Source organism: Streptomyces sp. NPDC034085 (assembly GCF_055575555.1).
Genome location: NZ_JBVISL010000004.1, coordinates 340012 through 360976, shown reverse-complemented (window position 1 = coordinate 360976; position 20965 = coordinate 340012). Strand labels below are relative to the sequence as shown.

Genomic DNA, 20965 nt, shown 5'->3' with positions numbered 1-20965 from the left:
GTCCGGTCATCGATCGTTTTCGATTCGACAACGATCCGTTCGGCGCTGGGGATCTTGTTGCCCGGGGGGGCCTACCGTCGTCCCGGGAGTGCAGACGGATCTGCCCTTCGGACGTATGGGAGCACAGACAGATGACTGTCCCCGTTGGCGGTCCGCCGCTTTCCCTCGCCACGACGCTCGCCCGGATCCGGGCGCTCGCCGCGGAGAGGCAACTGGACGTGGACGAGATCCTCGACCCGGAGTCGCTCTCCGAGCGGACCGGCGTCCCCGTGGAGGTGACGGCGGCGCTGCTGCGGGGCGAGCAGTCCGCCGGGCCCGCGTCCGAGGAGACCGGGGAGACGGTCCGCGCCCGTGCGGCGTTCCTGTACGCCGGCTCGCGCGACACCCACGGACAGCCGTACTCTGTCGCGGAGATCGCGGCGGCGATCGGCGCGGACCCCCGGTGGGTCGGCGATCTGGTGTCGGGCGGGAAACCTCCGCACCTGCGGCACTGCCAGGAGTTCGCGGCCTTCTTCGGCCGGGACATCACCTTCCTGACGGACACGCCCGCGCAGGCGGTGAGCAGGGCCCTGTGGCCCGCGGTCGAGTCCCTCAGCTACGGATCGGGCGACCTGATGGCCGACCTCACGAACCAGTACGGGCTGGTTTCCATCTCCACCCGGGGAAGGGCCCTCAGCCGTACGCAGGAGACGCTGCTCCTGGGCATGATCAGCGGAATGCTCTCCACCGAGGTGGCCCGGTGAACCTGTCCCGTTCGATGCGCAAGCTGTGCACGGCGCTGACCTCCTCCCTCGACCTCGAGGCGCCGGTCGAGCCGCAGACCCTCTTCCGGGCCCTGTGCGACGCCATGAGCCGCACCCGCGGCGGCCGCCCGATCGTGCTGCGCTTCGAGCGCTTCCCTTCCGAGCTGACCACCTCGGGCCTGTGGCTGAACATGGAGGAATACGACATCGTCGTGGTGGAGAAGTACACGACCCCGGACCACCAACTGGTCATCCTGGGGCACGAGCTGTGGCACATGAAGGCCGGCCACTGCACCGGCCACGGGCGCGGGGCGGCCGATGCCGCCCGGGCCCTGCCCGACGCGTCGGACCTGACGTACGCCAGTGTCGCCGCGCGCTCGCACTACGAGGACGCCCAGGAGATCGAGGCGGAGAGCTTCGGCCTGATGCTCGGGGACCGGTGCCGGGCGTGGCTGGTGGGCGGCGACGCCCCGGGGGCCGTCCGCAGGAACGACGTCGCCGGGCGGATAGGCAACGCCCTGGGCTACCGCGGACCGATCGGCTGACGGTGACCTCGGACAAGTACTACATCCCGTACCTCATACCGGCGGCGATCCTCACCCTCGCTTTCGCGATCCGTCTCCCGGTCATGATGAGGTTCTGGCGGATCGACCCGAACGTGCGGTCCGTCGGCGGCCTGCTCCTGCTGGCCTCGGCCGTCTTCTACTTCGGCCGGCCGAAGACCCTGGCGCTGCTGAACAGTTCCACCGGCATCAGCAACTTCGCGGCGCCGCTGGTCTACACACTGCTCACGATGTTCTGCGCCTCCTGCCTGATCATGATCATCCACTGGCGCGGGGGCGATCCCCGGCGGGTGCGCCGGACCAACTGGACGATCGGCATCGCCTACGCGGCGGTCGTGGCGGGCCTGTGGACCACCTTCGCGTTCGCCGACGTACCGGTCGAGCGGCTGCGGGACCTGGACACGTACTACGCCAACACGCCGTGGATGCGCGAGCACATCATGCTCTACCTCGGGGCCCACACCATCGCCTGCGCGATCACCGCGGCGGTCACCTGGGCCTGGCTGCGGGAGGTGACGGGCTGGCTGCGCTCCGGACTCGTGCTCCTGGTCATCGGGTTCGTCCTGAACCTCTGCTACGACAGCGTGAAGCTGACGGCGGTGTTCGCCCGCTGGGGCGGCCACGACCTGGACTGGCTCAGCACGTACGTGGCCCCGCCCATCGCCTCCGTGTGCGCCCTGTTCATCGCCGTGGGCTTCATCCTGCCCCACGCCGGCCAGGCGCTCCAGGGGCTCTGCACCGACTACTACCACTACCGGTGCCTCGGCCCGTTCGTACGGGAACTGGCCGGTCTGGACACCGGTTCGGTGCGGCTCCCCCGGCGGTCCCCCATCAGCCGGCGCCTGGTCCAGCGCAGGACCCAGATCAGCGACGGGCTGCTGCGGCTCCAGCCGTACACGGACCCCGGGGTCCGCGAGCGGGCGCTCGCCGAGGCCCTGGCCCGCGGCGAGGCGCCCAAGCGGGCGGCGGCGACCGCCGAGGCGGTGGCCGTGGTGGCGGCGGTCGCGGCCCTGCGCGACGGCGTCGAGGCCGGGGCAGGGGACGGGCCGGTGGCGGGCCCGGCGGCGGCGCCGGACCTCGTGGCGGTGGCCAAGGCCCTGCGCCGGTCCCCTGCCGTCCTCTCCCTCCGCGCCCGGTCCGGGCCGTCAGACCACCCAGAGAGCGTGACTTCATGAGCAGTTCAGCACCGTCCCCCGGCCGGCCCGTCGCGGTCGTCATCGGGGGCAGCCTGGCCGGCATGCTCACGGCGGCCGCGCTCGTCCGCGCCGGGGCGGGGGAGGTCGTGGTCGTCGAGCGGGACGCGCTGCCGCAGGGGCCGCTCTCCCGCAAGGGGCTGCCGCAGGCCCACCACGCGCACCTGCTGTGGTCCGGCGGGGCCGCGGCCGTCGACGCCCTGGTACCGGGCACCATCGCAGCGCTGCGGGACGACGGGGCCCACCGGATCTCGCTGCCCACGAACATGGTCGGCTTCTCCCCCGAGGGCTGGTTCCGCCGGTGGGAGAAGGAGTCCCACTACGTGCTCCTCGCCAGCCGCGACCTGCTCGACTGGCACGTCCGCCGGGCCGTGGCGGCGCTGCCCGGCGTCACCGTCGCCGACCGCACCGAGGTGCTCGGCCCGGCGGGCGACGCCCGGTGCGTCACGGGCGTCCGGGTGCGCGGGGAGGACGGCGCGGAGCGGGTGCTGGACGCGGACCTGGTGGTGGACGCCTCCGGGCGGGCCTCCCGCACGCCGCGATGGCTGCGCGAGCTGGGCGTGGCCGAGCCCGCCGTACGGACGGTCGACCCCGGCCTCGTCTACGCCAGCCGGATCTTCCGGGCCCCGAAGGACCTCGGGAGCACCTTCCCCGTCATCGTGAACGTCCAGGCCGACCCGCGCGAGACCGGCCCCGGGCGGTCCGCGACCCTGGTCCCGATCGAGGGCGACCGCTGGCTGGTCACCCTGTCGGGGACGCGGGGCGGCGAACCCACCGCGGACGCGGGGGACTTCGAGGAGTTCGCCCGCGCGCTGCGGCACCCGATCGTGAGCGAGCTGATCGCCGGGGCGGAGCCGCTGACGGACGTGGTGCTCACCCGTACGACCGTCAACCGCAGGCACCACTACGAGAAGGCCGCGCTGCCCGGGCGCTTCCTGGTGCTCGGCGACGCGGTCGCCGCCTACAACCCGGTCTACGGGCACGGCATGTCGGTGGCCGCGCAGAGCGCGCTCGCCCTGCGGGACACCGTCGTCCGGTACGGCTGGTCCGACGGGCGGCTCGCCGCCCGCGCCCAGAAGGCCGTCGCCGGGCCGGTGGCCGCCGCGTGGGCGCTGTCCACGGGGAACGACGTCTTCTACCCCGGCGCCACGGAGAGCGGCCCGACGCCGGCCGAGCGGGTCGCCGCGGCCTACGTGCGGCGGCTGATGCGCACGAGCACCGGCAACGGCCGGGTGACCCGGGCGGTGACGGACGTGATGACCCTGGAGCGTCCCGCCAGCCGGCTGTTCACCCCGCCGGTGCTGCTGGCGGCCCTGCTGGGGCCGCGCCGGCCGCAGCTGACCGGGCCGCCGCTCGCGCCGGCGGAGCTGGCCGCGGTCGCGGCGCAGCGGGGCTGAGCCGTCTCCTCCGGCGCAGGACACCGCTCAGACCGGGGGTACGAGGGTGAACCAGTGGTCGAGCCGTGCGGCGTCACCGGTGACGTGCAGGCGGCCGGCGGGGAGCCGCTGCCAGAGGAACAGCATCAGGTCGCCGGCCGTGCCGGCGGCTTCGACGTCCACCGGGGCCGTGTCCTGCGGTGCGAGGCCGACCCGGTCGCCGTCGAACTCCACCGTCCAGGTGCCGGGTCCGTCGGTGCGGCGGAAGCGGTAGCGCTCCCCCGTGCCGGGCGGGGCCTGCTTCCAGCCGCGCCGGGCGGGGGCCATGACCTCAAAGGTCTGGGCGACGGCGTCCGCGGCGAAATCGGGGTCGAAGGGGGCGGGGTCCCCCAGCGCCGCCTGCGCGTCCCAGCGGTGGACGGCCTGTTCGATGGTCTGCATCCGCAGCCAGAAGCCGCTGGTGTGTTCCTCCTGCGCCGACCAGGTCCACACCGGCGCGTCCGGGCCCAGTTCGCGCAGGACGGACGCCAGGTCCCGGGCGGCGGCCTGCGACCAGTCGAACAGCTCCTGCGGTACGGGCCCGCGGTGCGGGGTCCGGTCCGGCCTCGGCCAGGCCGCCCGTACGGCCGGGTCGGCGGGCAGGGCGTAGAGCTGCGGGTCGGTGGGGTCGCAGGGTGCGGTGAGCCGTTCCCGCAGGTGGTGGGTGACGTAGCGCTGGACGCTGCCGAGGTGTCCGACGAGGTCGGCGACCGACCAGCCGGGGCAGGAGGGCACGGGCGGCGCCTCGCGGCCGCCGTCGGCGGCGCGCCGGACGGCTTCGGCGAAGGCCGCCGCCTCGTTCTCGAAGACGTCGAGTCTGGTGTGGTGGTCCATGGGACCCACCCTGCCCGGTCGCGGCCCCGGGGACTCAGCTTGCGCGCTGGGCGAACGCCTCCAGCGCCCGGGCCGTGCTCGCCTCCAGGGCGTCCGCGCCGCACGCGCGGCCGGTGAGGCGGGCGCGGTCGAGGAGGCCCGGGTCCTGGAGTTCGGTGCCCAGCGCGGCCAGGGCACGGGCCAGTTCGTAGGTGGCCGGGGAGTCCTCCAGCAGGGCCACCGCCTCGCGCAGCAGGTCCGCCCGGTCCTCGGGGGCGGCCACCTCCGCCGTGACGCGCAGGGCCTGGCCGACGGCGGAGGGCGCGCCGAAGACGCGGGCCCGGCGCAGGGCCTCGGCCGCCAGGGCCCGGGCCCGGGCGGGGTCCTCGGGGGCGACGGCCCGGGCCAGGAGCAGCCGCCAGGGGCACCAGGACGGGTTCTGGATGCCGCGCGGGGTCAGCCGCCGTCCGACGGCCTCGAGTTCGGCGGCGGCCGCCTTCCGGTCGCCGCCGGCCAGGAGCAGTTCGGCGTACACGGTCTGCGAGTCGGGGAAGACCACGGCGGCGGGGAAGGGTTCCCCGTACTCGTGTTCCCGCGCCAGCCGCCAGGCCTCCTCCACCCGGCCCCGGGCGATCAGCGTGGTCAGGAGGATGGCGATGGCGTACCAGTGCACGGGCGTACGGCGGCCCACGCGCTCGGCGAGGCGCAGTCCGTCCCGGGCCAGTTCCTCGGCCTCGGCGAGCCGTCCGCGCCGGTAGCGGAGGTAGGCGCGCAGGCTGTACGCGAAGGACAGGTGGGCGCCGTGCCAGCCCTGGCGCTCGAACTCGGCGGTGCCCTCCTCGAAGAGCTCCTCGGCGCGTCCGGGCCGGTCGGCGTACATGTGGACCATCGCGGCGAGCACCGGCACCTCGAAGCCGCGGTCCTCGTGGGCCCAGCCGAAGGGCTCGCGCAGGACCCGGTCCGCGTGGCGGAGGGCCACGTCGAGGGGCTCTCCGCGCAGGCAGGCGTCCCAGGCGCGCAGGCCGATGACGTAGCGCTCGGTGAGATCGCGGCCGACGAGTCGGTCGGCGAGGCGGGCCAGGCGGCGGGAGCGCGCCGGGGAGTCCGGTTCGGCGGCGTTGAAGGCGTCCCACATGAACTGCTCGGCCTGCAGGCGCAGCCGGGCGCGGGCGTCGGGGGTGCGCGGGATCTCGCGGCCGAGCAGCTCGGAGGCGGCGGCGAGGTGGTCGCTGTGGGCGAGGACCTGGGCGAGCCGGATGACGATGCCCTGGCGCAGCACGGGGTCGTCGGAGGGTTCGGCGAGGGCGGCGCGCAGGTGGTTGACGGTGGTGGCGGGCTCGGTGAGCAGGGAGGCGCAGCCCAGTTCGTAGAGGACGGCGGCGCGTTCGCCGAAGTCCGGCGGTTCTTCGAGGGCGCGGGCGAGCTGGCGGCGGGCGGCTTCGGGGGCGCCGGCGCGGAGGTTCTCGGCGGCGGCCTCGCGCAGGGTGCGCACCACCCAGGGGTCGTTCTCCGGCTGGGTCTCCAGCAGGTGCCGGGCGGCGGCGGAGGAGCCGAGCCCGGCGTCCACGACGGCGGCCGCGGCCTTGCCGTGCAGGGCGACGCGCAGGGCGTCGGGGATGGCGCGGTATATGGCGGTGGCGATGAGCGGGTGGACGAACTCCAGCCCGGCGTCGTCCTCTTCGCCGGCTCCGGCCTCGGCCGGCGGGGCCGACAGGATGCGGGCGTCGCGGAGCCGGACGGTGGCGTCGGCGGCCTCCTCCGCGCCGAGCACCGCGACCCGGGCGGCGATCCGGCGGGGGATGGCGGTGCCGAGGACGGCGCAGGCCCAGGCGAAGCGGACGGTGGAGGGGCCGAGGCTGTGCAGCCGGGCGACGAGCCCGCTGCCGCGCTGGGCGGCGGCGAGGTCGCGCAGCAGCGGGGCGCTGGCCTCGACGGGGTCGAGGCCCTCGGCGCGGACCTTGGCGGTGAGTTCAACGGCCTCGAAGGGGTTGCCGGTGGTGACGGCCCAGGCCTCGCGGCAGAAGGCGTCCTCGGCGTGCTCCCCGACGGCTTCGCGGACCAGGGTGGTGACGGCGTCCGCGCTCAGCGGGGCGAGGCTGAGCGGGCGCTGTCCGGCCCGTCCGGGCAGCGTGCGGAAGGCCTCGGCGTGCGCGGGGAGCTCGTCGGGGCGGTAGGCGGTGACGAGGAGCAGGGGGAGGTGTTCGGCGCGCGGGGCGAAGCCGGCGAGCCAGCCGAGGGATTCTGGGTCGGCCCAGTGGGCGTCGTCGAGGACGAGCACGACGGGGGCGCGCTGGACGGTGAGGTGGGTGAGGACCCAGTCGAGCCCGTCCCGCAGGCCCTGCGGGTCGGGCGGGGCGCCCTGGGCGGGGGCGCACAGGCCCAGCGCGGGGCCGGCGATGGCGTACCAGCCGCCGAGCGCGGCGCGCAGTTCGGCTTCGGGGCGGCCGGCCAGCTGGGGCTGGAGGAGCTGGCGGGCGACGTGGAACGGCTGGGTCTGCTCCTGCTCGCCGCCGCGTGCGGCGAGCAGGGTGCAGGAGCGGGCGAGGGCGCGGCGGCGGACTTCGGCGAGCAGGGTGGTCTTGCCGAGGCCGGCCGGGCCCGAGAGCGCGAGCAGGCCGCCGCCGCTGTCGGGGCCGGATCCGGCGAGCCGGTCCAACGCGTCGTCGACGGCGAGGAGTTCGGCTTCGCGTTCGAAGAGCGCGCGCCGTGTGCGGGTCCGGCGTTCCGTCATGGCTGTACCCCCCAGGCCGGCTCGGGGGATCAGCGTACGCCCGCGCACATCCCGGGGGATCCCACTATCGGGAAAGAATCCGATCTTCTGCTGCGGGCCGTCGCCTCCGAGACGCGCGACCAGGGCGGCGACGACGGCGACGCCCGCGGTGGCCACGGGCAGCGGCACGGCGGGCGCGGGCAGGGCGGCCTGCACGCATGTCCGGGACGGCGCGTGATGGCGAGGAGCGGGCGGCGACCCGCGGACGTCGCGGGCGGTCGGGCGGTGCCGGGGGGTGGCGCGGGCAGGGGCCGGCCGTCGACGCGGCGGTAGTGCGCCGCCGCGAGGGATCGGCCCGCCGTGACGGGTTTGGCACGGCCGTGCACGGATAGCCGCCAGGTGAGGCACCCACACGTGCCGGTCCACGGTCGGCCTCGGGCTCCGCGCGGGGCCGTACCCCGACCCGGAGGCGAACGATGAACACGAACCGCGGGCACGACGCCCCGGAGCGGCGCGGCGCGCTGCTCCCGGACGCGGGAGCCATGCTGGACGAGCACGGCCGCCCGCCGGGCGCGCCCTCGCGCACCGGGACGGGCTCCGGCGCGGCGGCCGATCCCGCGCGGGTGGACGCGGCGCGCGCGCAGGAGCAGCGCCAGGCCGAGGCCGAGGTGAACGTACTGGTCAGTCACTGCGACAGTGCGGGCGCCGACGCCGTGCTGGGGGTCCTGGCCGAGGCGTTCCCCGGGATGACCCGGCCGACGCCCGTGTGGAACGCGGGGCCCGCGGCGGCTCCGGGCATCTGGTCGGCGACGGTGGACGTACGCCGCCGCGCGCCCGGCACGCACCCCCAGGCCCGGCCCGCCTCGCCCGTGACCGCCGAGCTGGACGGCGCCGCGGACCCCGTACGGCAGGTCCGCGCCGTGCTGGAGGACGCCTTCGCCGGGGAACACCTCGGTACGGTGTCCGGCGAGCACGAGCTCCAGGTCTCCCTGCGGCTGACCGCCCGCCCGGCGTGATCCGGAGGGGGCGGCTCAGGTCAGGTCGAAGCGCCCGCCCCGCGCCCCCACGACGAACTTGCGCCACTCGTGCGGCGCGAAGACCAGCGGGGGGCCGTCGGGGCGTTCGCCGCGGCGCATCGCGATGAACCCTTCCACGAAGGCGATCTGGACGTCGCCCACCCCCCGGCTGCCCGGCTGCCAGTCGGCCCGGCTGAGGTCGAGTTCGGGCCTGCCCCAGCCGGCGTACGGCTGCGAAGTCGTGCTCTCGGCCACGTGCGTGCTCCTCCCGGTACGGTACGTCGTCGTCCATGCCCTCGGTCGAGCTCCGCCCCGCTCCCGCGCGGCCGCGCTTGTCCGGGGGCCAGGGTAGCCATCGCGGCGGGTGCCGCACAGGGCACGGCGGGTCACCCGCCACCGGTCCCGGCGCACCGCGCCGGTTCAGGAACGCGGCGGCTCTGCCCCCACCAGCCACATCGCGAAGAACTGCGCTCCCCCGCCGTACGCGTGCCCCAGTGCCCGCCTGGCTCCCGGGACCTGGTGCTCCCCCGCCTGCCCGCGGACCTGGAGGGCCGCCTCCGCGAAGCGGATCATGCCCGACGCGCCGATCGGGTTGGTGGACAGCACCCCGCCGGAGGGGTTCACCGGGAGGTCGCCGTCCAGTTCGGTGACCCCCGCCTCGGTGAGCTTCCAGCCCTCGCCCTCCTGCGCGAAGCCCAGGTTCTCCAGCCACATCGGCTCGTACCAGGAGAACGGCACGTACATCTCGACCGCGTCGATCTCCCGGCGGGGGTCGGTGATCCCGGCCTGCCGGTAGACGTCGGCCGCGCAGTCCTTGCCGGCCTGCGGGGAGACGAAGTCCTTGCCCGCGAAGAGGGTCGGCTCGCTGCGCATCGCCCCGCCGTGCACCCAGGCGGGCGGCTTCGGCGCACGGGCCGCGCCCGCACGGTCGGTGAGGACCATCGCGCAGGCGCCGTCGGAGGACGGGCAGGTCTCGGAGTAGCGGATCGGGTCCCAGAGCATGGGCGAGGCCTGGACCTTCTCCAGGGTGATGTCGTGCTCGTGCAGGTGCGCGTACGGGTTCTTCAGCGCGTTGCGCCGGTCCTTGTACGCGACGAGCGAGCCGACCGTGTCGGGCGCGCCGGTGCGCCGCATGTAGGCGCGCACGTGGGGGGCGAAGAAGCCGCCCGCGCCCGCCAGCAGCGGCTGCTGGAAGGGGACGGGCAGCGAGAGCCCCCACATGGCGTTGGACTCGGACTGCTTCTCGAAGGCGAGGGTCAGGACGGTGCGGTGGACGCGGGCCGCGACCAGGTTGGCGGCGACCAGGGCGGTGGACCCGCCGACGGACCCGGCCGTGTGGACGCGGAGCATCGGTTTGCCGACCGCGCCGAGGGCGTCCGCCAGGTAGAGCTCCGGCATCATCACGCCCTCGAAGAAGTCGGGGGCCTTGCCGATGACGACCGCGTCGACGTCGGCCCAGGTCAGCTCGGCGTCGGCGAGGGCGCGGGTGGCCGCCTCGCGGACCAGGCCGGCGAGGGAGACGTCGTGCCGGGCGGCGACGTGCTTGGTCTGCCCGATTCCGACGACGGCCACGGGCTCCTTGCCCGGTGCGCCCGGTGTGCTCATGCGGGGTCCCCTTCCAGGACGGCGACCAGGTTCTGCTGGAGGCAGGGGCCGGAGGTGGCGTGCGCGACGGCCCGGTCGGACGCGCCGCGGTGGATCCGGGCGGCCGCCTCGCCGATCCGGATCAGGCCGGCGGCCATCATCGGGTTGGCGGCCAGGGCCCCGCCGGAGGGGTTGACGGCCACCGCGTCGCCGAGTGCGAGCGCCTTGCGCAGCACGACCTCCTGGGAGGAGAACGGCGCGTGCAGTTCCGCCGTGTCGACGGGTGCCTCGAACACCCCGGCGTGCTCGGCGGCGGTCCGGGTGGACGGGGAGTCGGTCAGGTCGCGCAGGCCGAGGCCGTGCGCCTCGATGCGGTGGTCGATGCCGGTGATCCAGGCGGGCCGTCCGCACAGGCGCCGCGCCACGTCGCCCGCGGCCAGGACCACGGCGGCCACGCCGTCCCCGATGGGCGGGCAGTCGCCCGTGCGCAGGGGCCGGACCTGGTAGCCGCCCTGCGGGACGGAGCCGCTGAGCTGGGCGTGCGGGTTGCCCTCGGCTGCGGCCCGGCTGCGGGCGCCGATGGCCGCGAGCGCGCTCTCGTCGGTCTCGCCCGCGTCGATCAGCGCCTGTGCCTGGAGGGCGGCCAGGGCCACCGCGTCCGGCCACAGGGGGGCGAGGTAGTACGGGTCGAGCTGGCGCGTCAGCACGTCCCGGACGGACCCGGGCGAGGACTTCCCGTACGCGTAGACGAGCGCGGTGTCGGCCTCGCCGGTCTGGATCTTGACCCAGGCCTCGTAGAGCGCCCAGGCGCCGTCCATCTCCACGTGCGACTCGGAGATCGGCGGCCAGGCGCCGACCCCGTCGAGGGTCATGGTGAAGGAGAAGGCCCGGCCGGCCAGGTAGTCGCTGGAGCCGGAGCAGGTGAAGCCGATCTCGCCCGGCCTGAGGCCGGTGGCGGCCAGCACCCGGTGCAGGACGGGCATCACCATCTCGACTTCGCTGAGCTCGTCGGTGCGGCGCAGGTGGTCGCTCTGGGCGAAGGCGACGACGGCCACCTCGCGCGCGTACCGGTGGGTCCTGGGCATCAGAGGAGCTCCTTGTACGCGTCGTAGTCCGCGTCCGGCTCGCCGGTGGGGCGGTAGTGGTCGGGGTAGCGGCCGCCGTCGGTCCACACCGGTTCGACGCGCAGGCCCATGCGCACCTGGTCGTACGGGATGCCGCCGATCCGGCCGTGGAGGGCGAGGCCGGCGCCGTCGAGGGCGATGTGGGCGTAGACGTACGGGACTTCGATGTCGAGGTTGCGCGCCTTGATGTTGACGATGCAGAAGGTGGTCACGGTCCCGGCCGGGCCGACCTCGACCCGGTCGGTGGTGGCCACGCCGCAGGTGGGGCACGCGCCGCGCGGGGGGACGTACACCTTGTGGCAGGAGGGGCAGCGCTCGCCGACGGTGCGCCGCTCGGAGAGCGCGTTGATGTAGGCGGTCTGCGCGCGGCCGGGGCTGTAGGTGTAGTCGAGGCGGGCCTCGGCGACGATGCCGGTGACGGGGTCGGTGAAGCGGCCGTCGTGGGGGGTGGCGCGGGCTGCGGCCGGGCCGTCGTGGCCGCCGTCGTCCTCGTGGGGCTCGAAGCAGGCGATGTCGGTGATGGCCCCGGTGCGTTCGGCGGCCCACCGGACGCGTACCCGCATCCCGGTGCGGACGGCGTCGGGGCCCGGGGCGTCGAGGGCGTGCAGCAGGGCGGTGTCGGCACCGTCGAGCCTGACGAGCACCCAGGCGAAGGGGGTGCCGAGGGGCTGCTGGGGGCGGGGCTCCCCGTTCCAGGCCCAGGTGGTGACGGTGCCGGTGGGGGCGACCTCGACGAGCTCGCGGATCTCCTCGGCGGTGACGGGGTCGTACTCGGCGGGCGGCACCATCACGCGGCCGTCGGAGGTTTTGACGCCGAGTACGACGCCCTCGCGGAGACCGGTGAGGAAGGCGCTCTGGACGGGGCCGAGGGAGCGGGTGAAGGGGAACTCGACGACGAGGGGCGCTCGCAGCACCTCGGGCGGGGACGCGGCTGTCATGGATGACTCTCCGATTCTCGATCGAGGGGGGCGGTTGGACCGGGCCTGCGGGCGGGCCGGGACGCCGGAGCGGGGCCGCAGGGCCGGCGGTTCCACATGCGCGCGGCCGGCGCCTACGCCCGGCGGTAGACCGGCCGGCGCTTCTCCGCGAAGGCCCGCGCCCCTTCCTTCGCGTCGGCCGTGTCGAAGACCGGCCAGCCCCGGGCCAGTTCGGCGGCGAGGCCCTCCGTCTCCGTCAGCTCGGCGGTCTCGTAGACCGACGCCTTCACCGCCTCCACGGCCAGCGGCCCGCACGCGTTGATCAGCTCGGCGGTCTCCAGCGCCGCCTCCAGCGCCGTCCCGTCGGGCACCACCCGCCCCACGAGCCCGATCCGCGCCGCTTCCTCCGCCGAGTAGGGACGCCCCGTCAGCAGCATCTCCAGCGCGTGGGTGCGCGGGACCTGCCGGGGCAGCCGCACCGTGGAGCCGCCGATCGGGAACAGCCCCCGCCGGACCTCGAACAGCCCGAACGTGGCCCCGGCCCCGGCGACCCGGATGTCGGTGCCCTGGAGGATCTCGGTGCCGCCCGCCACGCAGTACCCCTCCACCGCCGCGATGACCGGCTTGCGCGGCCGGTGGTGGCGGAGCATCGCCTTCCAGTGCAGGTCGGGATCGGCCTTGAGGCGGTCCCGGTAGGGGGCGCCCGCCATGCCCCGGCCGGCCAGCGCCTTGAGGTCCATGCCGGCGCAGAAGTCGCCTCCCGCGCCCGTCAGGACCACCGAGCGGACCGTGTCGTCCGCGTCCGCCTCCAGCCAGCCGTCGTACAGGCCCACCAACAGCGGAAGCGAGAGCGCGTTCTTCGCCTCCGGCCTGTTCATGGTGAGCACCAGCGTGGCGCCGCGGCGCTCCACGGTCAGGTGTTCGGTCCCACCCATTGCCGTCCTCCCGTCTCAAGACCTAGAACAGGTTGCAGGAGGGCCGGGTGCAGTTCAATAGTTTTCTGACACCCAGTCAGATTTCTTGGCGGGCGCCCTTCCCAGTTGGAGCGGGCGGCGCTCTAATGACCGCCGAGCAGCCCAGCCATGAGCACTTTCGGGTCAGGAGGAACGGTGGAGTACAACCTTGCCGACCTGTTCGAGTCGGTGGTGGACGTGGTCCCGGACCGCGAGGCGCTGGTGTACGTGGACCACCCCGGGACCGGCGCGGAGCGCCGGCTGACCTACGCGGAGCTGGACGCTGCGGCCAACCGCGTCGCGCACCACCTGCTGGAGCGCGGGCTGAGGCCCGGTGAGCACCTGGGGCTGCACCTCTACAACGGGATCGAGTACCTGCAGACGGTGCTCGCCTGCCTCAAGGCCCGCCTCGTGCCGGTGAACGTCAACTACCGGTACGTGGAAGAGGAGCTGGTCTACCTCTACGACGACGCCGACCTCGCCGCCCTCGTCTTCGAGGGCGAGTTCACCGAGCGGGTGGCGGCCGCGCTGCCGCGGACGCCGCGGCTGCGGCACCTGATCCGCGTCGGGCGGGCCCCGGACGGCGCTCCGGAGCCGGCGATCGCACCGGTCGCGTACGAGGACGCCGAGGCGGCCGGTTCCCCGGAGCGCGGCTTCCCGCAGCGCAGCGCCGACGACCTGTTCATCATCTACACCGGCGGCACGACCGGCATGCCCAAGGGCGTCATGTGGCGGGCCGAGGACCTGTTCTTCGCGGGGCTCTTCGGCGGGGAGCCCTCGGGCGAGCCGGTGAAGCGGCCCGAGGAGCTGGCCGAGCGGGTCGCGGCGCGGGGGGCCGGGCTCACCTTCTTCCCGGCTCCCCCGCTGATGCACGGCACCTCCACGCTCACCTCGTTCATCGCCTTCAACTACGGCCAGCGGGTGGTGATCCACCGGAAGTACGCGCCCGAGGAGGTGCTGCGCACCATCGAGAAGGAGAAGGTGTCGAGCGTGTCGCTGGTGGGCGACGCGATGCTGAGGCCGCTCATCGACGCCCTGAACGGGCCGCTCAAGGGAACGGACCTGTCCTCGCTGTTCAGCGTCTCCTCCTCGGGGGCGATCATGTCGGAGAGCGTCCGCGCCGAGTTCCAGCGCCTGGTGCCGCACGTGGTGCTCCTGAACAACTTCGGTTCGTCCGAGTCGGGTTCCAACGGGCGGGCGACGGACGACTCCGGACCCGAGAAGGGCTTCCGGCTCCAGGTCAACGACCGTACGCAGGTGGTCGATCCGGTGACGCACGAGCCGGTGGCGGTCGGCGTGCCCGGGCGCCTCGCGCAGCGCGGGCACGTCCCGCTCGGCTACTACAACGATCCGGCGAAGACCGCGGAGACGTTCTTCCGCAAGGGCACGGAACGCTGGGTCCTGCTCGGCGACATGGCGACGGTCGACGAGGAGGGCATCGTCACCGTGCTGGGGCGCGGCTCGCAGTGCATCAACACCGGCGGGGAGAAGGTCTACCCCGAGGAGGTGGAGCAGGCGCTGAAGTCCCATCCGGACGTGTACGACGCCCTGGTCGCGGGCGTCCCCGACCCGACGTGGGGCAGTCACGTGGCCGCGGTGGTGCAGGTCCGGGAGGGTGCGCCGGAGCCGACGCTGGAGGAGATCCAGCGCCACTGCCGGACCAGGCTCGCCGGCTACAAGATCCCGCGCCAGCTGGTGGTCACACCGGCGGTGCAGCGCTCCCCGAGCGGCAAGGCGGACTACCGCTGGGCGAAGGCGGTGGCCGCGGAGGCCGACGCGCAGCGCTGAGGAACCCCGGGCAGACGATCACTCGTTCGAGTCATTGCTTTACCGGGCAGGGTCCGGCAATCTACCGAATGAACGTTCGGTTGGCTTATGGCGGTCCGGCTCACGATGAGGTGACGGCAATGACGGCGCGTGCGCGTGCGGGTCTCGACGACCCGGAGGATGTCCAGGACGAGGGCGAGCGGCTGAGTCCCGACGAGCTGGCGGCGCTCCAGCTGAAGCGGCTGCGGGCCACCCTGCGCCGGGCGTACGACGGCGTGGCCTTCTACCGGCAGGCCTTCGACAAGGCCGGAGTCCACCCGGACGACTGCCGTTCGCTCGCGGACCTCTCCCTCTTCCCGCTCACCACCAAGGCCGACCTGCGCGAACAGTACCCCTTCGGGATGTTCGCCGTGCCCCGCACCGATGTCCGCCGCATCCACGCCTCCAGCGGCACCACCGGGCGCCCGACGGTGGTGGGCTACACCGACGGGGACCTCGCCACCTGGGCGGATGTCGTCGCCCGGTCCCTGCGGGCGGCGGGCGCCCGGCCGGGGCAGATCGTGCACGTCGCGTACGGGTACGGCCTGTTCACCGGCGGCCTGGGCGCCCACTACGGCGCGGAACGGCTGGGGTGCACGGTCGTGCCGGCCTCCGGGGGCATGACGGACCGCCAGGTCAGACTCATCCAGGACTTCCGCCCAGAAGTGATCATGGTGACCCCCTCCTACATGCTCACGCTGCTGGACGAGATGGAGCGCCAGGGCGTGGACCCGCGCGCCACCTCGCTGCGCACCGGGGTCTTCGGCGCCGAGCCCTGGACCGAGGAGATGCGCCGCGAGATCGAGGACCGGCTGGGGATCGACGCCGTGGACATCTACGGCCTGTCTGAGGTGATCGGCCCGGGGGTGGCGCAGGAGTTCGCCTCCCACAAGGACGGCCTGCACATCTGGGAGGACCACTTCTACCCCGAGGTGATCGACCCGCTGACCGGGGCGGTGTTGCCGGACGGAGAGCCCGGGGAGCTGGTGTTCACCTCCCTCACCAAGGAGGCCATGCCGATAGTCCGCTACCGCACCCGGGACCTGACGCGGCTGCTGCCGGGGACGGCCCGGCCCGCCTTCCGCCGGATGGAGAAGGTGACCGGCCGCAGCGACGACATGATCATCCTGCGCGGGGTAAACCTCTACCCGACCCAGATCGAGGAGATACTCCTGCGCACCCCCGGCCTCGCTCCGCACTTCCAGCTGCGGCTGACGCGGGAGGGCCGGCTGGACGCCCTCACCGTGCGGGTGGAGGCGCGCCGGGACGCCGACGCCCGGCACCCGGCGGGCGGCCGCCGCGGAGCTGGTGCGGGCGGTCAAGGAGTCCGTCGGGGTGTCCGTCGCCGTCGAGGTGGTGGAACCGGAGAGCCTGGAGCGGTCGGTGGGCAAGATCAAGCGGGTGAAGGACCTCCGGGAGCCCCCGCCCACCGCGGAAGAGGCGTAGGCGCCACCGAGGACGGCCACCGCACCGAGGGGGCGGGGGCCTGACCGGAGCCCGGAGCCCGGCCCGGGGTGGTGCGCCGCGCCGACGGGGGCTGAAACCACCTGTTCGGGTTGATTTCGGCGCCGCTCCCGGGAGCGGCCGGGTCCGCCCGGGTAGGGGATCAGGTGTGATCTCGACCCTCCGGCACCTCCACGACCGGCTCATGGGCTCCCCGGCCGGCCTGGCCTGGAGCCGGGGCCGGGAGATCGAGCTGATGCACCGGGCGATGGGCTTCGCCGCCCTGGGCTTCCTCACCCTCGTCCCGCTGCTGGTGGTCGTCGCGGCGGCCGCACCGGGGAGCGGCTCCGGCTTCGGCCGCTGGCTGGGCCAGGCCCTCGGGGTGACGGCGGCCTCGCGGGCCCGGGTGGAGATGCTGTTCGGGGCGGCGGACCTGGCACTGGAGCGGACCACCGCCTTCGGACTGGCGGCCCTCGCGGTGTTCGGCCTGACCTTCGGCTCCGCCGTGCAGACCGGCTACGAGAAGGTGTGGGACGTGCCGACCGCCCGCTGGCACACCATGTGGCGGCACGTCGTGTGGCTGGCACTGCTGGTCTGCTACCTCGCGCTGCTCGTCGGCATCCCCGCCCCCTCCGACACCGCGGTGGGCACGGTGGTGGGCACCGTCAGCGACACGGTCGGCACCTGCCTCTTCTTCTGGAGCTCCGGCCGGCTCCTGCTCGGCGGCCGGGTCCGCTGGCGGGCCCTGCTGCCCGGGGCGGTGGCGACGAGCATCGGGCTGGTGGGCCTCAGGGTCTTCTCGCAGCTGGTGTTCTCCCCGCTGATCGCCTCGAACGCCGTCACCTACGGCCCCTTCGGCACGCTGCTGGTCGTCCAGTCCTGGCTCGTCGGGGTCGGCTTCGTGGTCTACGGCGGCGCCCTCGTCGGCCGCCTCGTCCACGAGCACCTCACCCTGCGCAGACTGCGCGCCGGCGGGCTCCTGCCCGCCGGGGACGGCCCTTCTCATGATACGGAACCGGAGTGACCCAGCCGGGTGACGGCTGGCAGGATTGCCGTGCACCACCCACAACACCGTTGTCACGCAGGGGGATTGATGTCAGAGCAGACGCACGCCGCCGGCCGGGTATGGCTGATCACCGGAGCCTCGTCGGGCTTCGGCCGGACGCTGGCGGAGGCCGCGCTGGCGGCCGGGGACACCGTCGTCGCCGCGGCCCGCCGGCCCGCCGCGCTCGACGACCTGGCGGCCGCCCACCCGCAGCGGCTCGTACCGGTGGCGGCGGACGTGACGGACACGGCGCGCGCCGAGCAGGTCGTCGCGGAGGCGGTCGAGCGGTTCGGGCGGATCGACGTCCTCGTCAACAACGCCGGCCGGGGCCTGGTCGGAGCGGTGGAGGAGACCTCCGACGCCGAGCTCCGCGACCTGATGGACCTGCACTTCTTCGGCCCCGCCGCACTGGTACGCGCCGCGCTGCCCCACATGCGGGCGCGGAAGTCCGGGGCGATCGTGCAGATGAGCAGCATGGGCGGGCGGCTGTCCTTCCCGGGGGTCGGGGCCTACTCGGCGACGAAGTTCGCCTTGGAGGGGCTGACCGAGGCGCTCGCGGGAGAGGTCGCGGAGTTCGGGATCAGGACGCTGATCGTCGAGCCCGGCGCGTTCCGTACCGGCTTCGCGGGCGGCGGCGCGCTGCGTCAGACGGCCGCGGTGCTTCCGGCGTACGAGGGCACGGTCGGCGGGGTCCGGACCGGGCTGCCCGACAGCGACGGCAAGCAGCCCGGCGACCCGGTCAAGGCGGCCGCCGCCATCCTGGCCGCCCTGGACGCCGAGCGGACACCGCTGCGGCTCGCGCTGGGCAACGACGCGCTCGACGCGATCCTCGCCCACGCCGACGCCGCCCGCGCGGAGGCCCGTACCTGGGAGTCCGTCAGCCGGGGCACGGACTTCGACGACGCCTGACCGGCCCGCGGCCCTGACCGGCCGGACCCCCGCCCCGACCGTCCCCCCGGCCGGCGTCTCGCGGCTGGGGGGAGCCGGTCGGCGGGGCCTCAGCGGGGGCCGAAGCGGTCGCGGAGTTCCCGCTTGAGGATCTTGCCGCTGGCGTTGCGCGGGAGGGCCTCCACGAACAGCACCCGCTTGGGTGCCTTGAAAGGGGCGAGCCGCTCCCGGGCGTAGGCCATCAGCTCCGCCTCCGTCACCTCCCCGCGCGGTACGACCACCGCCGTGACCGCCTCGATCCACCGCTCGTCGGGCAGCCCGACGACGGCCGTCTCGGCCACCCCGGGGTGGGTGTACAGCACGTCCTCGACCTGCCGGGACGCCACCAGCACGCCGCCCGAGTTGATGACGTCCTTCACCCGGTCGACCACCGTGAAGTAGCCTTCGGCGTCCCGTACCGCGAGGTCCCCGGAGCGGAACCAGCCGTCCCGGAAGGCCTTCCCGGTGGCCTCGGGGGCGTTCCAGTAGCCCCGGCACAGCTGCGGGGAGCGGTAGACGACCTCCCCCGCCGTGCCGTCGGGGACGTCCGCGCCGTCCTCGTCGACGACCCTGGCCTCCACGTGGCGCACCGGGCGCCCGCACGAGTCCATCCGGCCCTCGTGTTCCTCCGGCCGCAGGACCGTGGCCAGGGGGCCGATCTCGCTCTGCCCGAAGCAGTTGTAGAAGCCCAGCCCGGGCAGCCGGGCCCGCAGTCGTTCCAGTACCGGGACCGGCATGACCGAGGCGCCGTAGTAGGCCTTGCGCAGGGCGCCCAGTTCCCGGTGCTCGAACCGCGGATGGCCGGCCAGCGCGATCCACACCGTGGGCGGCGCGAAGAGGCTGTCGGCATCGCCCGCCTCCACCAGGTCGAAGATCTGCTCGGCGGCCGGCGCGTCCAGGACGGTGTTGTGCGCGCCGACCGCCAGGTAGGGCAGCAGGAAGACGTGCATCTGCGCCGAGTGGTAGAGCGGCAGCGAGTGGACGGGGCGGTCGGTCTCCGCCAGGTCCAGGGCCTCGATCGCGCTCTCGTACGCGTGGGCCAGCGCCCGGTGGGTCATCATGGCGCCCTTGGGCAGGGCGGTGGTGCCCGAGGTGTACAGCAGCTGCACCACCGCGGACGGGTCCCCGGCGGCCTCGTAGGCGATCGGCTCGGCCAGCTCGGACAGGAAGGACCCGGGCGCGTCGCGCAGCGCCCGTACGGGGTGTCCGCCGGGGACCAGCGGGGCCAGGTCCGGGTCGGCGAGGACGAGGGCGCTCGCGCAGTCCCCCAGGATGTACGCGAGGTCCTCGCCGGTGAGGTTCTGGTTGACCGGGACATGAGTGAGGCCCGCGCGGGCGCAGGCGAGGAAGGCGATCAGATAGGCGTCGGAGTTGTGGGCGAAGGCCGCGACCCGGTCCCCCGCCGCCAGCCCGTACCCCTCCCGCAGTACGGCGGCGCCGGTGGAGACGGCCGCATCGAGTTCTGCGTACGTCCAGCTCCGCTCCCGGTAGCGGACGGCGACCCGGCCCGGGGTCCGTCGCGCGCTGTCCCGCAGGAGTCCGTCGACCGTCTGGTGCCGCACTGCCGTCATGGGCGCGATCCTCGCCCCGCCCCGGCGCCGGGGTCAAGATCGGCGCGCGAACCGGGGCCCGGCGCCCGGGCGCCCGGCGAGGGCCGGGGCGGTGACGGCCGCACGCCCTCCGGCTGACCACCGCACAGTCGGTGACGGCATGTCAGCCAGCTACGGCCTTTACCAGGAACGAAACCCGGACGGGCGTATTCCGGTAAACGTTTTCCATACTCCGGCAAAGCCTTTGCCGGGCTCTTGCCCTCCGGAGCGGAACCGGATGGGATGCGCGGGTCCCTTGCCGAGCCCCGCCGGGCCGCACCCTGCCCGGTGGAGCCACTCTCAGCCAACCCGTGACGTATCGGCATATCCGGTACGCCACACATGAACATCGAGGTCGAGCCACACCGTGCGTCAGATATCTTCCGCCGCCAGGATCGTCACCGTCGCGGCACTTCCGCTGGCGCTGACCGCCTGCTCCTTCATCGCCCCGAAGGCCGCGGCGCCCTCCACGACGGGCACGCCGTCGGCCGCCGCGGCGCCGTCCGCCGACCCCAACAAGGGACTCCTGACGGGCAGGCAGCTCAAGGCGGCGCTCGCGCCCGCCTCGTTCTTCGGTGCCGGCTTCGCCGCCGACCCGGAGCTCACGCGCGACACCGGCGACACCTACCAGCTGCCGGCCACCACCGAGGTGCCCGCCCCCGACTGCACCAGGCTCGGCGCGACCTCGTGGACGGAGATCACCGGCATCAGCGGCGTCTCCTTCGCGCAGAACGCGTACGTGAACAAGAACTCCTCGGAGGAGTTCGCCCAGGAGATCGACGTCTACCGGGGCACGACCGCCACGACCGTGCTCGACGCGCTGGGCAAGATCTCCAAGGCCTGCCCCGGCTACACCGACAGCGACACCCAGGCCAAGGTGACGGTCGCCGAGAAGCCCCTGGCGGGCGTGGGTGACGGAGCCTGGTCCATCACCCAGACCAGCACCGCCTGGCAGGGCGGCACCACGCTGGTGGCCGCGCGGGTCGGCACCTCGGTGGTGACCGTGCTCGTCAGCAGCAGCACCGACAACGGCCTGCCGGGCGCGACCAAGCTGGCGAAGCAACTGGTGGCCTCCCTGACGGGCAAGGCCTGACGGCAGCGGCCCCCTTCCGTGGTGCCGCTCC

At 74.2% G+C, this 20965-nt stretch carries 17 protein-coding genes and 1 pseudogene; 10 read left to right on the top strand and 8 right to left on the bottom strand.

All coding sequences use genetic code 11. The features are described 5' to 3' along the window. Nucleotides 1–131: 131 nt before the first annotated feature. From ACZ501_RS16445 to ACZ501_RS16430, 4 genes are read left to right on the top strand one after another with little or no spacing between them, the layout of a single operon-like run. The gene (locus ACZ501_RS16445; RefSeq protein ID WP_361611477.1) at nucleotides 132–743 is read left to right on the top strand and encodes a hypothetical protein; all 612 of its coding nucleotides are present in this window, start codon (nucleotides 132–134) and stop codon (nucleotides 741–743) included. A 14-nt stretch (nucleotides 744–757) separates the two neighbouring features. Then, nucleotides 758–1288 (top strand): toxin-antitoxin system, toxin component, encoded by a 531-nt coding sequence (locus ACZ501_RS16440; protein ID WP_362464908.1) that lies wholly within the window; start codon nucleotides 758–760, stop codon nucleotides 1286–1288. A gap of 2 nt (nucleotides 1289–1290) precedes the next feature. Then, complete coding sequence (locus ACZ501_RS16435; RefSeq protein WP_468796062.1) at nucleotides 1291–2481, top strand: MAB_1171c family putative transporter; 1191 nt, start codon at nucleotides 1291–1293, stop codon at nucleotides 2479–2481. After that, nucleotides 2478–3896, top strand: a complete 1419-nt coding sequence (locus ACZ501_RS16430; protein WP_468796059.1) for an FAD-dependent oxidoreductase — start codon at nucleotides 2478–2480, stop codon at nucleotides 3894–3896. Before ACZ501_RS16435 ends, ACZ501_RS16430 begins: the two co-directional genes overlap by 4 nt. A gap of 27 nt (nucleotides 3897–3923) precedes the next feature. On the opposite strand, the gene ACZ501_RS16425 is transcribed toward ACZ501_RS16430, so the two are convergent. After that, nucleotides 3924–4748: a maleylpyruvate isomerase family mycothiol-dependent enzyme gene (locus ACZ501_RS16425; RefSeq protein ID WP_468796056.1), complete on the bottom strand. Its 825-nt coding sequence runs from the start codon at nucleotides 4746–4748 to the stop codon at nucleotides 3924–3926. 34 nt (nucleotides 4749–4782) lie between these two features. Continuing rightward, the gene (locus ACZ501_RS16420) at nucleotides 4783–7458 is read right to left on the bottom strand and encodes an ATP-binding protein (RefSeq protein ID WP_468796053.1); all 2676 of its coding nucleotides are present in this window, start codon (nucleotides 7456–7458) and stop codon (nucleotides 4783–4785) included. A gap of 455 nt (nucleotides 7459–7913) precedes the next feature. On the opposite strand from ACZ501_RS16420, the gene ACZ501_RS16415 reads away from it, so the two are divergent. Next, complete coding sequence (locus ACZ501_RS16415) at nucleotides 7914–8453, top strand: hypothetical protein (protein WP_468796050.1); 540 nt, start codon at nucleotides 7914–7916, stop codon at nucleotides 8451–8453. A gap of 15 nt (nucleotides 8454–8468) precedes the next feature. Here ACZ501_RS16415 and ACZ501_RS16410 read toward each other — a convergent pair whose 3' ends face one another. From ACZ501_RS16410 to ACZ501_RS16390, 5 genes are all read right to left on the bottom strand, one after another. Then, on the bottom strand, nucleotides 8469–8708 hold the full coding sequence (locus tag ACZ501_RS16410; protein ID WP_361608318.1) for a DUF397 domain-containing protein: 240 nt from the start codon (nucleotides 8706–8708) through the stop codon (nucleotides 8469–8471). A gap of 165 nt (nucleotides 8709–8873) precedes the next feature. Then, nucleotides 8874–10058, bottom strand: a complete 1185-nt coding sequence (locus ACZ501_RS16405; RefSeq protein ID WP_468796047.1) for a thiolase domain-containing protein — start codon at nucleotides 10056–10058, stop codon at nucleotides 8874–8876. Continuing rightward, on the bottom strand, nucleotides 10055–11122 hold the full coding sequence (locus ACZ501_RS16400; RefSeq protein ID WP_468796044.1) for a thiolase domain-containing protein: 1068 nt from the start codon (nucleotides 11120–11122) through the stop codon (nucleotides 10055–10057). Before ACZ501_RS16400 ends, ACZ501_RS16405 begins: the two co-directional genes overlap by 4 nt. Next, entirely contained in the window at nucleotides 11122–12099 is a 978-nt protein-coding gene (locus tag ACZ501_RS16395) for a Zn-ribbon domain-containing OB-fold protein (protein WP_468796041.1), read from the bottom strand. The genes ACZ501_RS16400 and ACZ501_RS16395 overlap by 1 nt, the downstream gene beginning before the upstream one ends. A gap of 113 nt (nucleotides 12100–12212) precedes the next feature. Then, a complete protein-coding gene (locus ACZ501_RS16390) occupies nucleotides 12213–13013 on the bottom strand; it encodes a crotonase/enoyl-CoA hydratase family protein (RefSeq protein WP_468796038.1) in 801 nt (266 codons plus the stop codon). 174 nt (nucleotides 13014–13187) lie between these two features. Between ACZ501_RS16390 and ACZ501_RS16385 the strand changes: the two genes are divergently transcribed. The 4 genes and pseudogenes from ACZ501_RS16385 (at nucleotide 13188) to ACZ501_RS16370 (ending at nucleotide 18234) form a co-directional block, all read left to right on the top strand. Then, on the top strand, nucleotides 13188–14819 hold the full coding sequence (locus tag ACZ501_RS16385) for an acyl-CoA synthetase (RefSeq protein WP_361608328.1): 1632 nt from the start codon (nucleotides 13188–13190) through the stop codon (nucleotides 14817–14819). Nucleotides 14820–14938: 119 nt separating this feature from the next. Continuing rightward, nucleotides 14939–16283 (top strand): annotated as a pseudogene (gene paaK / locus ACZ501_RS16380) (phenylacetate--CoA ligase PaaK). Nucleotides 16284–16485: 202 nt separating this feature from the next. Continuing rightward, nucleotides 16486–17304, top strand: a complete 819-nt coding sequence (locus ACZ501_RS16375) for a YhjD/YihY/BrkB family envelope integrity protein (protein ID WP_361608338.1) — start codon at nucleotides 16486–16488, stop codon at nucleotides 17302–17304. A gap of 69 nt (nucleotides 17305–17373) precedes the next feature. Then, entirely contained in the window at nucleotides 17374–18234 is an 861-nt protein-coding gene (locus tag ACZ501_RS16370) for an oxidoreductase (protein ID WP_468796035.1), read from the top strand. A gap of 89 nt (nucleotides 18235–18323) precedes the next feature. On the opposite strand, the gene ACZ501_RS16365 is transcribed toward ACZ501_RS16370, so the two are convergent. Then, on the bottom strand, nucleotides 18324–19823 hold the full coding sequence (locus ACZ501_RS16365; RefSeq protein WP_468796032.1) for a fatty acyl-CoA synthetase: 1500 nt from the start codon (nucleotides 19821–19823) through the stop codon (nucleotides 18324–18326). A 385-nt stretch (nucleotides 19824–20208) separates the two neighbouring features. Between ACZ501_RS16365 and ACZ501_RS16360 the strand changes: the two genes are divergently transcribed. After that, complete coding sequence (locus tag ACZ501_RS16360; protein WP_468796029.1) at nucleotides 20209–20934, top strand: hypothetical protein; 726 nt, start codon at nucleotides 20209–20211, stop codon at nucleotides 20932–20934. Nucleotides 20935–20965: the final 31 nt, after the last annotated feature.

Excerpts from the sequence above, each read along its gene's own strand:
- ACZ501_RS16370 (WP_468796035.1), top strand. The coding sequence starts at position 17,374 with ATGTCAGAGCAGACGCACGCCGCCGGCCGGGTATGGCTGATCACCGGA.
- ACZ501_RS16375 (WP_361608338.1), top strand. The coding sequence starts at position 16,486 with ATGGGCTCCCCGGCCGGCCTGGCCTGGAGCCGGGGCCGGGAGATCGAG.
- ACZ501_RS16400 (WP_468796044.1), bottom strand. The coding sequence starts at position 11,122 with ATGCCCAGGACCCACCGGTACGCGCGCGAGGTGGCCGTCGTCGCCTTC.
- ACZ501_RS16390 (WP_468796038.1), bottom strand. The coding sequence starts at position 13,013 with ATGGGTGGGACCGAACACCTGACCGTGGAGCGCCGCGGCGCCACGCTG.
- ACZ501_RS16365 (WP_468796032.1), bottom strand. The coding sequence starts at position 19,823 with ATGACGGCAGTGCGGCACCAGACGGTCGACGGACTCCTGCGGGACAGC.
- ACZ501_RS16440 (WP_362464908.1), top strand. The coding sequence starts at position 758 with ATGCGCAAGCTGTGCACGGCGCTGACCTCCTCCCTCGACCTCGAGGCG.
- ACZ501_RS16420 (WP_468796053.1), bottom strand. The coding sequence starts at position 7,458 with ATGACGGAACGCCGGACCCGCACACGGCGCGCGCTCTTCGAACGCGAA.
- ACZ501_RS16405 (WP_468796047.1), bottom strand. The coding sequence starts at position 10,058 with ATGAGCACACCGGGCGCACCGGGCAAGGAGCCCGTGGCCGTCGTCGGA.
- ACZ501_RS16445 (WP_361611477.1), top strand. The coding sequence starts at position 132 with ATGACTGTCCCCGTTGGCGGTCCGCCGCTTTCCCTCGCCACGACGCTC.
- ACZ501_RS16395 (WP_468796041.1), bottom strand. The coding sequence starts at position 12,099 with ATGACAGCCGCGTCCCCGCCCGAGGTGCTGCGAGCGCCCCTCGTCGTC.
- ACZ501_RS16415 (WP_468796050.1), top strand. The coding sequence starts at position 7,914 with ATGAACACGAACCGCGGGCACGACGCCCCGGAGCGGCGCGGCGCGCTG.
- ACZ501_RS16425 (WP_468796056.1), bottom strand. The coding sequence starts at position 4,748 with ATGGACCACCACACCAGACTCGACGTCTTCGAGAACGAGGCGGCGGCC.
- ACZ501_RS16430 (WP_468796059.1), top strand. The coding sequence starts at position 2,478 with ATGAGCAGTTCAGCACCGTCCCCCGGCCGGCCCGTCGCGGTCGTCATC.